We start from the raw sequence: 14,089 nt of genomic DNA, 5'->3' as shown, positions 1-14,089 counted from the left end.
CCGCCCTTAGCTGATCTTGTTGATGAGGGCGGTCAGCTCGGCGAGCTCGCCGTCCGTGAGGTTCGTCAGCGGCGGGCGGACCGGGCCGCCCTTGCGGCCGACGGCGGTCAGGCCCGCCTTGATGATCGACACAGCGTACCCCTTGGTGCGGTCGCGAATGTCGAGGTAGGGGACCACGAACTCGCGGATGCGCCGGTAGACGGCGGCCTGGTCCTGGGCGCGTACGTCGGCGTAGAAGTCGAGGGCGTACTGCGGGACGAAGTTGAAGATCGCCGAGGAGTACGTGCTCATGCCGAGCTGCAGCAGCGGCAGCGCGAAGGTCTCGGCGGTGGGCAGGCCACCGATGTAGGCCAGCCGGTCGCCGACGGCGGCGTAGATGCGGGTCATGTTCTCGATGTTGCCGACGCCGTCCTTGAACCCGACGAAGGTCTCGTTCCGCTCGGCCAGCGCCGCGACGGAGCGGTCGTTCAGCACCGCGTTGGCCCGGCTGTAGACGATCACGCCGAGGCTCGTGGCGCGGCAGACCGCGGAGACGTGCTCGACCAGTCCCTCCTGGCCGGCCTCGGTGAGGTAGGGCGGCATGAGGAGCAGCCCCGCGGCGCCCGCGGCCTCGGCGGCCTTGGCCTGGGCCACGGCGTTCGCGGTGCCGCCGGTGGCCGGCGCCACGACCGGAACCCTGCCGTCCACCTCGGCCACCGCCGCGCGCACCACCCGGTCGGTCTCGGCGAAGGTCAGTGAGAAGCCCTCACCGGTGCCTCCCGCGGCGAACAACCCGGCCACCGGGTACGAGCTCAGCCACGAAAGGTGCTCACGGTAGGCCGCCTCGTCGAACTCCAGGTCCTGATCGAAATGGGTGACGGGGAACGACAACAGGCCGCTCTTGAGCTGTGTGGCGAGCTCCTGCGGGGAGTAACTGGGCATGGCTGGCGCTCCTCGCTTCACTGCGGTCGTGGGATTTCCCCGCACCGCCGATAGGGACTGACGCTCGTCAGGCTAAGGAAGTGGAGTTATTCCTGTCCAAGTGCGATTCTGTATCTGGCGATACCCACAAAGCATCATGCCTTGGCCAGACCAAGATCGGGAAGCAGCTCCAGCACCCGGCCGAGTGCCGGGTTGGTCGATTCGCGGTCCCAGATGACGTGCAGCTCGACCGGCTCGCCCGTGCTCCCGTCGCCGTCCAGCGGGTCGCCGCCGCCGCGCAGGAGGTCACAGAAGGCTACGCCGTCCACGCCCAGCGAGCGAGCGCTGGCGGGGGCCAGCGCCACGCCCCGGCCGGCCGCGACGAGCAGCACGGCGGTGAGGATCTGGTGCACCTGCTGCTCGATGCGGGGGTGGGCGTTGGTGAGGAAACGCACGGTCAGGTCGTGGAAGTACCGCGACTGGACCGGGTTGTAGCTGACCACGGGCAGGCCGTCGAAGTCGTCGGGTGCCAGAGGCCGCCCGAGAGCGGCCAGCGGATGGCCGAGCGGGACGACGGCGCACAGCGGCTCGCGGAAGACGACCCGGGAGCTGAGCGTGTCGATGTCGAACGGCGGGCGGGCCAGGCCCAGGTCGAGCTCGCCGCGCAGCAGGCCGTCCACCTGCCCGGCCGTCACCCGCTCGTGCAGGATGACGTCGATCTCCGGCAGCCGCTCCGACAACCGCCGCAGCAGCGCGCCGAGCATGCTGATGGCCGAGACGGCGGTGAAGCCGAGCCGTACGGTGCCCGCCGCCCCGCTGGCGATCCTGCGCGCCCGGTCACCGGCCGTGTCCACGAGCGAGAGCATGCGCCTGGCGTCCTCCAGGAAACCGCGACCGGCGTCGGTGAGCACGACACGCCGGTTGTCACGTTCCAGCAGGGTGACCCCGACCAGGCGTTCCAGTTTCTGGATGTGGCGGCTGAGCGGGGGCTGGGTCATGCGCAGCCGATCAGCGGCGCGGCCGAAGTGCAACTCCTCGGCGACCGCCACGAATGCTCGGATCTGATCGAGTGTTAGCATGATGCGCATAGAGTATCACTTGATACCGAATTGAGCCTGGACAGGCATCGAGGCTGGTCCCTAGTCTCCGGAGACTACAGAGCGGAAACCTTGCCGTAACCTTACGCAACCCCCTCACTCCGCTTCACAGAGATCCACGGGCGGCCTCCGCCCGCATGAAGGAGAAGTCAATGCTGACATCTCGGACAGCCCCCCGCCGTATCCTCCTGGGTGTGGCCGGCGTCGCCGCCGCGGTCTCGCTGACCGCCTGCGGTGGTGTCAAGACGACCTCCTCGGGCGGCGGCGATGGGGATTATCCCTCCGGCAACATCGAGTTCAGCGTCGGCGCCTCGGCCGGCGGCTCGTCCGACCTGATCACCCGGGCCCTGGCCCAGGGCATGGCCAAGGACCTCGGGGTCACCGCGCCCGTGCTGAACAAGCCCGGCGCCAACGGCTCGCTGGCCGCCAAGGAGCTGCAGTCCGCCAAGCCCGACGGTTACAAGATCGCCGTGCAGAACGCGTCGTTGTTCACCATCACGCCGCTCACGGTGTCCCCCGCCGAGGCCACGAAGATCGACTCCTTCGACGTCATCACCGGCGTCTCGCGGGACGACTACGTCATGGCGACCAACACCAAGTCCGGCTACAAGTCGATCGACGACCTGAAGAAGGCCGGCAAGACGATCAGGTACGGCACCACCGGCGTCGGCACCGGCGCGCAGCTCGCCTCCGCGCTGACGTTCGGCGCGGCCGACGTCAAGGCCACCGCCGTGCCGTTCGACGGCGGCGCACCCAACCTGACCGCGCTGCTGGGCAACCAGGTGGACGTCTCCACCATGCAGATCGGCGAGGCCATCGAGAACATCAAGGCGGGCAAGCTCGTCCCGCTGGCCGTCTTCTCCAAGGAGCGCATCCCGTACCTGCCCGACGTGAAGACCGCCATCGAGCAGGGCTTCGACGTCCAGGTGACCCAGTACCGGTTCCTAACCGCGCCCAAGGGCACACCGGAGAACGTCAAGGCCAAGCTGCTGGAGTCGGCCAAGAAGACGTTCGCCACGCCGGAGTACAAGAAGTTCAACGAGGAGAACTCGCTGACCCCGATGGAGGTCGCCCCGCAGGAGGTGCTCACCTCGCTGCAGAACGACTCCACCACGTTCAAGTCGCAGCTGGACAAGTTCGGCATCAGCCTGACCGGCTGACGCCCGGCCGGCGGCGGGGCGCAGCCCGGCCGCCGGTCCCTGTCCTTGCCCGCCACGAAGGAGCGCTCATGTCCACATCCGACCCGGCCCGGCCGCCAGGCGCGGAACCTGCCGACGCCGATCTGCTGCAGGCCGAGGCCGACCGGCTCCAGGCCGAGATGGAGGAGGCCAGACCGCCGCACGGTGGCCCGATCTCCCAGATCTCGGCTGCCGTGGTGGCGCTCGCCGTCGGCGTGCTGGGCATGGCCGGCTCGTACGCGCTCGGGCTCGGGCAGCTCACCCAGCCCGGCCCCGGCCTGTGGCCGTTCGCCATCAGCGTGGTCATCACCGTGTTGTCGGCGGTGCTCGTCGTCACCGGCCGCCACCTGGAGGACAGCGAGCGCTTCTCCCGCGCCAGCGTGCAGGTCGCGGTCGGCGTGGTGACGCTCGTCGGGCTCGCCGCGCTGCTGCCGGTGATCGGCTTCGAGGTCCCCTCGCTGCTGCTGATGTTCATCTGGCTGCGCTGGCTGGGCAAGGAGTCGTGGCGCTCGTCCATCGTGATCAGCATCGCCGCCGTGGCCGTGTTCTACGTGCTCTTCGTGCTGCTGCTGCAGATCCCGCTCCCCCGCCTCATCTGAGAAAGTCACATGGACATCTCCCCGATCCTCAACGGCTTCGGCGTCGTCCTGGAGCCGGCCAACCTGCTGTACTGCTTCATCGGCGTCATCATCGGCATGCTCATCGGCGTGCTGCCCGGCCTGGGCCCCGGCGCGACCATCGCCATCCTGCTGCCGATCACGTACGGCATCGGCCCCGTCTCGGCGATCATCATGCTGGCGGGCATCTTCTACGGCGCCCAGTACGGCGGCACGATCACCTCGGTCCTGCTCCGCCTGCCCGGCGAGGCGTCCTCGGTCGTCACCGTCTTCGACGGCTTCGCGCTGGCCAAACAGGGCAAGGCGGGCACGGCGCTGGGCATCGCGGCCATCGGCTCCTTCGTCGGCGGCACGGTCTCGATTCTCGGCCTGACGCTCGTCGCCCCGATCGTGGCCGGCTTCGCGGTCGACTTCGGGCCGCCCGAGTACGCCGCCCTGGGCATCCTCGGCGTGCTGCTGATCTCCGCGATCGGCAACGGCAACAAGCTCAAGGCCATCATCGCGGCCGGCGTCGGCCTGCTGCTCGCGACCGTCGGCCGCGACACCTTCACCGGCGCCGAGCGCTTCACCTTCGGCAGCCTGAACCTCGCCGAGGGCATCGACTTCATCCCGATCGCCATGGGATTGTTCGGCCTGAGCGAGATCCTCTACAACCTGGAGGAGCGGCACAACAAGGTGCACGCGCCGGCCAAGGTCGGCAACGTGTGGCCCTCGCGCAAGGACCTCGGCCAGGCCAAGGGCGCGATCGGGCGGGGCTCGCTCATCGGGTTCGTGCTGGGCGTGCTGCCCGGCGGCGGCGCGGTGTTGTCCTCGCTGGCCGCGTACGCGCTGGAGAAGCGCCGCGCCAAGCAGCCCGAGCGCTTCGGCAAGGGCGCGGTCGAGGGTGTGGCCGCGCCGGAGACCGCCAACAACGCGGCGGCCACCTCCTCGTTCATCCCGCTGCTGACACTCGGCATCCCGGCGAACGCGACCATGGCCCTGATCTTCGGCGCGCTGCTCATCCAGGGCATCCAGCCGGGGCCGCAGCTCGTCACCGAGCACCCGGACGTGTTCTGGGGCGTCATCAACTCGATGTACATCGGCAACATCCTGCTGCTGATCATGAGCATCCCGATGGTGGGCCTGTTCGTGAAGATCCTGCGGGTGCGCCCGGCCATCATGGCCCCGATCACGGTGCTCATCACGCTGCTCGGCGCCTACACGGTGCGCAACCAGGTGTACGACATCTTCCTGGTCATCGGGTTCGGCCTGCTGGGCTACCTGATGAAGAAATTCGGCTTCGAGCCGGGGCCGCTGGTGCTGGCCTTCGTGCTCGGCTCGATGATCGAGAGCTCGGCGCGGCAGTCGCTGCTCATCTTCGGCGGCGACCCGACCGGCTTCTTCACCCGTCCCATCTCGGGCACGATCTTCGCCCTGGTCGTGGTCGTGCTGATCTGGCCGCTGATCCGCAAAGCGGTGCCGAGCAAGTCCAAGGAGAAAGTCTCATGACCATCCTCGTCGGATACCTGCCGACGCCCGAGGGCGAGGCCGCCGTGGACGCGGGCCTGCGTGAGGGCGCGCTGCGCGGGGAACGCGTGATCATCGTGAACTCCCCGCGCCGCGGCGCCCCCGTGGACGAGCACAAGATCGACGACGCCGCCGGCAGCGCGCTGCTGCGGCGCGCGCGGGAGGCCGGCGTGGACGCCGAGCTGCGCCAGCCGCTGCACGACGACGACCTGCCGGAGACCTTCGAGCGGCTCGTCGCCGAGACCGGCGCCACGCTCATCGTGATCGGGCTGCGGCACCGCTCGCTGGTGGGCAAGTTCATCATGGGCAGCGAGGCGCAGCGCATCCTCATGGAGTCCACCGTGCCGGTCCTGACGGTGAAGACGGCCGCCCAATGAGCCCGCGCGTGGCGGGACGGATCAGCCGGGTCGAGGTGACGCCGGTCGCCTTCCGCGACCCGCCGCTGCTCAACGTCGTGGGCGTGCACCAGCCGTACGTGTTGCGCGCCATCGTCCGGGTGCACACCGACGAGGGCCTGGTCGGGCTGGGCGAGACCTACGCCGACCAGGCCCACCTGGGCCGGCTGGAGGCGGTGGCGGCGGCCCTGCCCGGCGCGGACGCCTTCGACCTGAACGGCCTGCGCAAGATCGTGGCCGGCGCGCTCGGCTCCGCCACCGGCGGGGCGGGCGCGAGCTTCGGCGGCATGCTGGAGGTCTCCTGCGCCGTGGACACCGTGGTCGCGCCGTTCGAGGTGGCGCTGCTGGACCTGCAGGGCAGGGCGCTCGGCCGGCCGGTGAGCGACCTGCTGGGCGGCGCCGTACGCGACCACGTGCCGTACTCCGCCTACCTGTTCTACAAGTGGGCCGGCCACCCCGGCCACGACGACGACACCTGGGGCGAGGGCCGCACGCCCGAGCAGCTGGTCGCCCAGGCGCGGCGGATGGTCTCCGACTACGGCTTCACCGCCATCAAGCTCAAGGGCGGCGTGTACGACCCCCGCCACGAGATGGAGACCATCGAGGCCCTGGCCGACGCCTTCCCCGGGCACGCCCTGCGCATCGACCCGAACGGCGCCTGGACCGTCGAGACCTCGATCAAGGTCGCGGACCGGCTGAAGGACGCGCTGGAGTACCTGGAGGACCCGACGCCCGGCATCGAGGGCATGGCCGAGGTGTCCAAGCACACGGACCTGCCGCTGGCCACGAACATGTGCGTCATCGCCTTCGAGCACCTCAAACCGGCCGTGGCCGCCGACGCCGTGCAGGTCGTCCTGTCCGATCACCACCTGTGGGGCGGCCTGCGGCGTTCCGCGCTGCTCGGCGGCATCTGCGAGACGTTCGGCATGGGCCTGTCGATGCACTCCAACTCCCACCTCGGGGTCAGCCTGGCGGCCATGACCCATCTGGCCGCCGCCACCCCGAACCTCACCTACGCCTGCGACACGCACTATCCGTGGAAGACGGAGGACGTGGTCAAGCCGGGCGCGCTGGAGTTCTCCGGCGGCGGCGTGGCCGTGCCGACCGGGCCCGGCCTGGGCGTGGAGGTGGATGAGGACGCGCTGGCGGCGCTGCACGAGCAGTACGTGAGGTGCGGGCAGCGGGGCCGGGAGGACACGGCGTACATGCGCTCGATCGTGCCGGACTTCTCCCCCAACACCGCCCGCTGGTAGGTGCCTACGGCGCCTGGAGGCGGGCGCGGGAGCCGGAACTAGGGCGCCTGGAGGCGGGCGCGGGAGTTGGACAGGTGCAGCCGCATCGCCGCCCGCGCCGCCGCCGGGTCCTGCCCGGCGATGGCCCGGTAGATGTTCTCGTGCTCCAGCGTCACCCGCGTGAAGTGGCCCGCGTTGGAGACCGTGTACACGTCCTCCAGCCGGGTCCGCGGCAACATGATCATCATCGGCCCGAGCGACGCGAGCAGGTCGGAGTAGAACCGGTTGTTCGCCGCCAGCGCGATCTTCAGGTGGAACTCGTAGTCGGCCTCCACGGCGTTGCCCGGCTGCTCGCCGGTCCTCCCGAGATCGACCAGGGCCCGCTCGATGGCCTTGAGCTGCAGGTCCGTACGGCGCTGCGCGGCCAGCCCGGCCGCCTCCGACTCGACCCCGATCCGGAAGTCGATCATGTCGAGGACGTCGCGGTGGGTGCGGACCTGCGCCGCCTCCACCGAGAAGGCGGTGGAGGCGGGCAGTGCCAGCACGAACGAGCCGCGCCCCTGGAAGGTCTCGACGAGCCCGGCGGCCTGCAGCCGCGAGACGGCCTCGCGGACCACCGTACGGCTGACGCCGAACTCCCGGATGAGCGAGGACTCGGTGGGGAGCTTCTCGCCCGGCGCGATCTCACCGGCGAGGATGCGGGCCTTGAGCCGCTCCACGAGCTCGTGCGCGAGCCCCCGTCCGGTGTCGCGGTCGAGCCTCTGGTCTGGCGGCACGCGGGACAATCTACCGGTCGCCATCGCGGAACTCGACGCTGTCGAGCAGCCACCCGCGCGCCTGCTCGGCGAGGCCGAGCCCCAGCCCTGGCCGGTCCGGCACGAGCATGCGCCCGTCCTTGATCTCCAGCCGCTCCTCGAACAGCGGCGAGAGCCACTCGATGTGCTCCACCCAGGACTCGCGCGGGTAGGCGGCGGCCAGGTGCACGTGGATCTCCATCACGAAGTGCGGGGCGACCTGGAGGTGCGCGTGGTCGGCCAGGGCGGCGACCTTGAGGTAGGGGGTGATGCCGCCGACGCGGGGCACGTCGGGCTGCAGGAAATCGACGGCGCGCAGGTCGATGAGGCGTACCAGGTCGGCGGCGCTGGAGAGCATCTCGCCGGTGGCGATCGGGGTGTCCAGCGCGGCGGCGAGCCGCGCGTGCCCCTCGGCGTCATAGGCGTCCAGAGGCTCCTCGATCCACACCAGCCCCAGGTCCTCCACCGCCCGCCCGAACCGCAGCGCGCTCGCCCGGTCCCACTGCTGGTTGGCGTCCACCATCACCGGGGTCTGATCCCCCAGGTGCTCGCGTACGGCCGTCAGCCGCCGCAGGTCCTCCCGCATGTCGGGCTGACCCACCTTGATCTTGATCCCGCCGACGCCGGCGGCCAGCGACTGCGCGGCGCGCTCCTTGACCTCCTCGATCGGCGCCTGGAGGTAGCCGCCGGAGGTGTTGTAGACCCTGACCGAGTCGCGGTAGGCCCCGAGCAGCTTGGCCAGCGGCAGGCCCGCCCGCTTCGCCTTCAGGTCCCACAGCGCCACGTCGATCGCGGCCAGCGCCTGCGTCGCCACGCCCGACCGGCCCACTGACGCGCCCGCCCACAACAGCCGCTCGTAGATTCGCCCGATGTCGGCGGGGTCCTCGCCCAGGAGGTTCTCGCCGACCTCCTTGACGTGCGCGAACTGCGCCGGCGTGCCCGCCCGGGTGGTGTAGGAGAAGCCCAGCCCGGTCAGGCCCCCGGCTTCGATCTCGCAGGTCAGCATGTCGATCTGCGAGAGGGGACGCTGCCGCCCCGTGGCCACCTTGGCGTCACTCACCGGCCGCGCGAGAGGCACGGCATAACGCCCGAACTTAACCGATTCGATCCGCACGGCTCAGGCCTTGCCGAACTCGACGGAATCGACCGTCCACTTGCGGCACTGCTCGCTGAGCGTGAACCCGAGCCCAGGCCGGTCCGGCACGATCATGCGCCCGTCGCGGGTTTCGAGACGCTCGTTGAACAGCGGGTTCAGCCACTCGAAGTGCTCGACCCACGGCTCGCGCGGGTAGGCGGCGGCCAGGTGGAGGTGGATCTCCATGGCGAAGTGCGGGGCGAGTTGCAGGCCCGCGTGGTCGGCGAGGGCGGCCAGGCGCAGGAAGGAGGTGATGCCGCCGACGCGGGGGGCGTCCGGCTGGATGATGTCGGCGGCGCGCGCCTCGATGAGGCGTACGTGCTCGGCGACGCTGGAGAGCATCTCGCCGGTGGCGATGGGGGTGTCCAGCGCGGCGGCGAGCTGCGCGTGCCCCTCGGCGTCATAGGCGTCCAGAGGCTCCTCGATCCACACGAGTCCCAGGTCCTCCACCGCCCGCCCGAACCGCAGCGCGCTCGCCCGGTCCCACTGCTGGTTGGCGTCCACCATGAGCGGCACGTCGTCCCCAAGGTGCTCGCGTACGGCCGCGAGCCTGCGCAGGTCCTCCTTCATGTCCGGCTGGCCGACCTTGATCTTGATGCCGCCGATGCCGTCCGCGAGCGACTGCGTGGCCCGCGCCTTGACCTCCTCGATCGGCGCGTGCAGGAAACCACCGGAGGTGTTGTACGTCCTGACCGAGTCGCGGTAGGAGCCCAGCAGCTTGGCCAGCGGCAGCCCGGCCCGCCGCGCCTTCAGGTCCCACAGCGCCACGTCGATCGCGGCCAGCGCCTGCGTGGCCACGCCGGACCGGCCGACCGACGCGCCCGCCCAGAGCAGCGACTCATACACCTTGCCGATGTCGGACGGGTCCTGACCGAGGAGGTTCTCGCCGACCTCCTTGGCGTGCGCGTACTGGGCGGGGCCGCCGGCCCGCTTGGAGTAGCTGAACCCGGTGCCGCTGTGGCCGTCCTCGGTCGAGATCTCCGCGAAGAGGAAGGCGATCTCGGTCATCGGCTTCTGCCGCCCGGTGAGGACCTTGGCGTCGCTGATGGGGACGTCGAGCGGGAGCGTGACGGAGGAGAGCGTGACGTGCCGGATGCGATCCATGGGGGTCCTAACGAACTCGTATGTCATCGTACGAGTCCATAAGTTATCCGACAACTTCGTCGAAGTCCACGAGCAGGTGACGCGGCCCGCGCAGGACGGCGCTCGGCCGGTACGGGGGCGGGTCGGCGACCAGGCGCGGGTTACGCAGCCTGCGGATCAGCTCGTTCAGCACGATCTGCGCCTCCAGCCGGGCCAGCGGCGCGCCGAAGCAGTAGTGCGCTCCCCCGCCGAAGCCCAGGTGCTCGTTGCGGGGCCGGTCCAGGTGGAAGCCGTCGGGGTCGGCCAGGTGGGCCGGGTCGCGGCTGCCGGCCGCCACCGCGAGCACGATCGGCGAGCCGGCCGGGATCGTGGTGCCCGCGATCTGGATGTCGTCGAGCGCCACCCGGGAGGAGATGAACTGCACCGGCGGCTCGTAGCGCAGCAGTTCCTCGACCGCGGGGATGATCAGGCGGGGCTCCTCGCGCAGCCGTACCAGCAGCTCCGGGTGGCGAAGGAAGGTGAGCATGCCGTTGGCGATCAGGTTGATCGTGGTCTCGTGCCCCGCGATCAGCAGCAGGACCGAGGTGGCGACCACCTCCTGCGTCGTCATGCCGCCGTCGGCGATGAGCCCGGACAACATGTCCTCGCGCGGCTCACGGCCGCGCGCCTCGGCCAGCCCGCGCAGGTAACGCGCCAGCTCCAGCCCCTTCTCCTGGCGGGCCCGCTCGCGCTCGGCCCGGTCCTCCTCCCCAGGCCCGAGAGTCTCGATGATCTCGTCGGCCAGGGCGTGGAAGTGCGGCTCGTCCTCCTGCGGCACGCCCAGCAGCCGGCAGATCACCGCCACCGGCAGCGGGTAGGCCACCTCGTCCACGAGGTCGGCCCGGTTCCTGCCGGCCAGCGCGTCGATCAGCCCGGTGGTGATCTCCAGCATGTGCGGGCGCAGCCGCTCCACCGTGCCCGGCGCGTGCGGCGGCCCGAAGTGCCGCATGGCCAGCCGGCGCAGCCTGTCGTGCTCCGGCGGGTCGAGGCCGATGAAGGAGACCGGCAGCTCCGGCGACACCGATCCGCCGTCGCCGAGGTTGCGGCGGTCGGAGCTGACGCGCGGGTCGTGCAGCAGGGCGACGATCTCCCGGTAGGTGCTGACGACGTACGAGCCGTCCTCCTGCCGCGCCACGGGCTCGTCCCTGAGCGCGCCGAAGTACCGGTACGGATCCGCGCGGCCGACCGGATCGAGGATCTGCCGGAAGGCGTCGTGCATGCTCTCCCCCTACTCCGGATGCACCAGCGAGGCGCGGCGCTCCGCCGGGTCGTGCCCCGTGACCACGACCGTCGCCCCCGCCGTGGCCACCAGCCGCTCGGGCACCTGAGCGGGCACCGGCACGCCGTCGTCCGCGCGCCGCCCGACATGTCGGAAATCTGGCGGGAACGGGACCGCCCGCTCGATCTGGCGCTGGAAGAACTCCAGCCACATGGCCTGGTCGAAGGTGACCGCGGCGGTGATGCGGCCCTGGTAGCCGTACACGGCGACGAAGCGCCGCTCCGCCGTCGAGCCCTGGGTGATGACGATCTCGTCGGCGAACGTGGGCACGCCCACCGACTTGATGTTGACGCCGAACTGGCTGGACCAGAACACCGGCACCGCCAGGTGCGGCCAGCGGTGCGCCTGGTCGCTCACCATGTTGTGCGCGGCGATCTCCGCCTGGGCGACCGCGTTGCCCCAGTGCTCCAGGGTCATGAACTGGTACTGGTACAGCGGGTGCGGGAAACGGGCGATGTCGCCGGCCACGAACACGTCGTCGGTGACCAGGCCGTTGGTGTCCACGGCGCGGCAGCCCGCGTCGCAGGTCACCCCCCACACGCCGGCGGCCAGGCCGGAGTCGCGCAGCCATTCGACGTTGCGTACCGAGCCGAGCGCCACCACGGCGACGTCCGCCTCCACCGTGCCGCCGTCCGACAGCCGCGCCCCGCGCAGCCGCCCGTCGGCGTCCCCCTCCAGCGCCGTGACGGTCGTGTCGCAGCGCAGGTCCACGCCGTGCTCGCGCTGCAGCCGCGCGGCCACGTCGCCGATGACGCCGCCCATGGCGTTGCCGAGCGGGGCAGGGCCGCGTTCGACGACCGTGACGGGCAGGTCCAGCTCACGGCAGACCGAGGCGATCTCGCTGCCGGTGAACCCGGCGCCGAGGATCAGCACCCGGCGCGGCCCGGCGGCCAGCGCCTGCCGCAGCCGGGCGGCGTCGCGCGCGTCGCGCAGCGTGTGCACGCCTTCCAGCGCGGCCTCGGCCTCGTTCGGCCAGGGGCGGGCGCGGGTGCCGGTGGCCAGCAGGACGCGGTCGAACGCGATCTCGCGGCCGTCGGCCAGCCGTACGTGCTTGCGTGCCAGGTCCAGGCCCGTGGCCGGTGTGCCGCACAACCACTCGGCCCCGACCTCGCGGATGCGGGGCAGCAGGGTGTGCTCGGGCGGGACCTGGCCGGTGAGGACCTGCTTGGACAGGGGCGGGCGGTCGTACGGCTCGCGGCGCTCGTCGCCGATCATCGTCAGCGAGCCCGTGAAGCCCTCCCGCCTGAGCACTTCGGCGGCGCGCGCCCCCGCCAGCGAGGCCCCGACGATGACGATACGGCCGTCGCTCCCCGCTTTGGCGGGTCCCGTCTCCGCCGTCGGAGTGGGGTAGGCGGTCCTGTCGAGGTGGATGGCCTGCACCGGGCAGGCGGCCGCCGCCCTCAGGACGTGCTCGCGCTGCTCGTCGGCGGGCTGCAGGTCGTACAGAAGCGCCTCTTCGTGCATGGTGAAGACGTCGGGGGCGAGGAACACGCACTGGCCGTACCCCTGGCAGCGCGTCAGATCGACGACGACCCTCACGATCGATCCACTCCCCCGGTCGGACTCCCGGGCGGAACCTTCCCCGTCCTGCGCGCGCCCTAGCTCACCGCCGCCAATCCTTTCCCTGTCTTTGCCACCGGCGTCTTCACCACCGGATCAGCACTCGGCGTTTGCCACCGGATCAGCGCTCGGCGTTTGCCACCGGATCAGCGCTCGGCCAGGCCCGCCCGTGCCAGGACGCGCAGATGCTCCAGCAGTTCCTTGGGGTCGGCGGCGAGCGGCTGGAGGCAGACGTGGTCGGCGCCCGCGTCGTGGTGCGCACGCACCCGTTCGACGATCGCCTCGGGGTCGCCCCATGCCACGACGGCGTCGACCAGCGCGTCGCTGCCCCCGTCGGCCAGGTCCGCCTCGCTCCAGCCCAGATCGAGCAGGTTGTTGGCGTAGTTCGACAGCGCCAGGTAGCGGGAGGTGAACCGGCGGGCGGTCTGCCGTGCCCGGTCCGGGTCGGTCTCCAGGATGACGGTCTGCTCCGGCGCCAGCACGGGCTCCGGCCCGAGCACCGCCCGCGCGCGGGCCGTGTGCTCGGGGGTGACGAAGTAGGGATGCGCGCCATAACTGCGCCGCGCGGCCAGCTCCAGCATCCTGGGCCGCAGCGCGGCCAGCACCCGGGGCGCCGGCCGCGGCAGCGGGCCCGCGTACTCGGTGGCGTCCATGGCGTCGAGGTACGTGCGCATCGCCGAGACCGGCTTGCCGTAGTCGTGCCCTCTCACCGACACCGCCGGCGCGTGGCTGACGCCGAGCCCGAGCAGGAACCTGCCGTCGTACGCCTCCGCCAGCGTGTTGGCCCCGTTGGCGGCGGCGGTGGCGTCACGGGCCCAGATGTTGGCGATGCCGGTCGCGACCGTCAGCCGGCTCGTCGCGCCCAGCAGGATCGCGGCGTGGGCCAGGGCCTCCTTGCCGTTGGGCGTCTCCCCGATCCACAACGCCCCGAAGCCCAGACTCTCCACCTCGGCGGCGACCTCCCGCTCGGCCGCGGCCGGTTCGCCGCTCAATGTGACGTTCCACACCCCCACGCGCCCCAGACGCCGCTTCAGCGCCTCGATCTCATCCGTACCCGGCATCGCGCCCACCACCTCGTCATCGGCCGTCGCCGCCCACGATAAGCGGATCATCGTCGGAGGAGGTTCACGGGGGTGCCATGACTTGCCCCCTGGAGATCACGGTGGGCCCCGCCGGGCAATCGAGTAGGAGGGTGAGGTCGCCTCACCCTCCTCTCACACCACCGGACATGCGGGCCCGCATCCGGCGGTTCGTCAAGCCGTGGTTCTGAGCCC

13 protein-coding genes are annotated in these 14,089 nt (G+C 71.0%); 5 read left to right on the top strand and 8 right to left on the bottom strand.

Annotated elements, in window-relative coordinates; translation table 11 throughout:
- Positions 1–6: 6 nt before the first annotated feature.
- Positions 7–921 (bottom strand): 5-dehydro-4-deoxyglucarate dehydratase, encoded by a 915-nt coding sequence (kdgD, locus tag AB0I81_RS56075; RefSeq protein ID WP_360677159.1) that lies wholly within the window; start codon positions 919–921, stop codon positions 7–9.
- A gap of 134 nt (positions 922–1,055) precedes the next feature.
- On the bottom strand, positions 1,056–1,979 hold the full coding sequence (locus tag AB0I81_RS56070) for a LysR family transcriptional regulator (RefSeq protein WP_360677157.1): 924 nt from the start codon (positions 1,977–1,979) through the stop codon (positions 1,056–1,058).
- Between the two features lie 170 nt (positions 1,980–2,149).
- Between AB0I81_RS56070 and AB0I81_RS56065 the strand changes: the two genes are divergently transcribed.
- The 5 genes from AB0I81_RS56065 to AB0I81_RS56045 all read left to right on the top strand — a co-directional run bounded on the left by AB0I81_RS56065 (position 2,150) and on the right by AB0I81_RS56045 (position 6,946).
- On the top strand, positions 2,150–3,157 hold the full coding sequence (locus AB0I81_RS56065; protein ID WP_360677155.1) for a tripartite tricarboxylate transporter substrate binding protein: 1,008 nt from the start codon (positions 2,150–2,152) through the stop codon (positions 3,155–3,157).
- 68 nt (positions 3,158–3,225) lie between these two features.
- A complete protein-coding gene (locus tag AB0I81_RS56060) occupies positions 3,226–3,774 on the top strand; it encodes a tripartite tricarboxylate transporter TctB family protein (RefSeq protein ID WP_360677153.1) in 549 nt (182 codons plus the stop codon).
- Positions 3,775–3,783: 9 nt separating this feature from the next.
- On the top strand, positions 3,784–5,280 hold the full coding sequence (locus tag AB0I81_RS56055; RefSeq protein WP_360677151.1) for a tripartite tricarboxylate transporter permease: 1,497 nt from the start codon (positions 3,784–3,786) through the stop codon (positions 5,278–5,280).
- Complete coding sequence (locus AB0I81_RS56050) at positions 5,277–5,675, top strand: universal stress protein (protein ID WP_360677149.1); 399 nt, start codon at positions 5,277–5,279, stop codon at positions 5,673–5,675. The genes AB0I81_RS56055 and AB0I81_RS56050 overlap by 4 nt, the downstream gene beginning before the upstream one ends.
- Before the next feature lie 8 nt (positions 5,676–5,683).
- Positions 5,684–6,946 carry an enolase C-terminal domain-like protein gene (locus tag AB0I81_RS56045; protein ID WP_360677147.1) on the top strand — a complete coding sequence of 421 codons (1,263 nt, stop codon included), beginning with the start codon at positions 5,684–5,686 and terminating at the stop codon, positions 6,944–6,946.
- 38 nt (positions 6,947–6,984) lie between these two features.
- Here AB0I81_RS56045 and AB0I81_RS56040 read toward each other — a convergent pair whose 3' ends face one another.
- The 6 genes from AB0I81_RS56040 to AB0I81_RS56015 form a co-directional block, all read right to left on the bottom strand.
- Positions 6,985–7,701 carry a FadR/GntR family transcriptional regulator gene (locus AB0I81_RS56040; protein WP_360677145.1) on the bottom strand — a complete coding sequence of 239 codons (717 nt, stop codon included), beginning with the start codon at positions 7,699–7,701 and terminating at the stop codon, positions 6,985–6,987.
- Between the two features lie 10 nt (positions 7,702–7,711).
- The gene (locus AB0I81_RS56035) at positions 7,712–8,779 is read right to left on the bottom strand and encodes a mandelate racemase/muconate lactonizing enzyme family protein (RefSeq protein ID WP_360677143.1); all 1,068 of its coding nucleotides are present in this window, start codon (positions 8,777–8,779) and stop codon (positions 7,712–7,714) included.
- A gap of 57 nt (positions 8,780–8,836) precedes the next feature.
- The gene (locus tag AB0I81_RS56030) at positions 8,837–9,958 is read right to left on the bottom strand and encodes a mandelate racemase/muconate lactonizing enzyme family protein (protein WP_360677141.1); all 1,122 of its coding nucleotides are present in this window, start codon (positions 9,956–9,958) and stop codon (positions 8,837–8,839) included.
- A 43-nt stretch (positions 9,959–10,001) separates the two neighbouring features.
- Positions 10,002–11,195, bottom strand: coding sequence for a cytochrome P450 (locus tag AB0I81_RS56025; RefSeq protein ID WP_360677139.1), 1,194 nt, complete (start codon positions 11,193–11,195; stop codon positions 10,002–10,004).
- A gap of 9 nt (positions 11,196–11,204) precedes the next feature.
- Positions 11,205–12,794 carry an FAD-dependent oxidoreductase gene (locus AB0I81_RS56020; protein WP_360677137.1) on the bottom strand — a complete coding sequence of 530 codons (1,590 nt, stop codon included), beginning with the start codon at positions 12,792–12,794 and terminating at the stop codon, positions 11,205–11,207.
- Positions 12,795–12,961: 167 nt separating this feature from the next.
- Positions 12,962–13,927: a TIGR03620 family F420-dependent LLM class oxidoreductase gene (locus tag AB0I81_RS56015; protein ID WP_360677135.1), complete on the bottom strand. Its 966-nt coding sequence runs from the start codon at positions 13,925–13,927 to the stop codon at positions 12,962–12,964.
- Between the last annotated feature and the right edge of the window lie 162 nt (positions 13,928–14,089).

The sequence above is a fragment of the Nonomuraea sp. NPDC050404 genome (genome assembly GCF_040655495.1).
GTDB lineage: Bacteria > Actinomycetota > Actinomycetes > Streptosporangiales > Streptosporangiaceae > Nonomuraea.
This window is presented reverse-complemented; position numbering and strand designations above follow the sequence as displayed.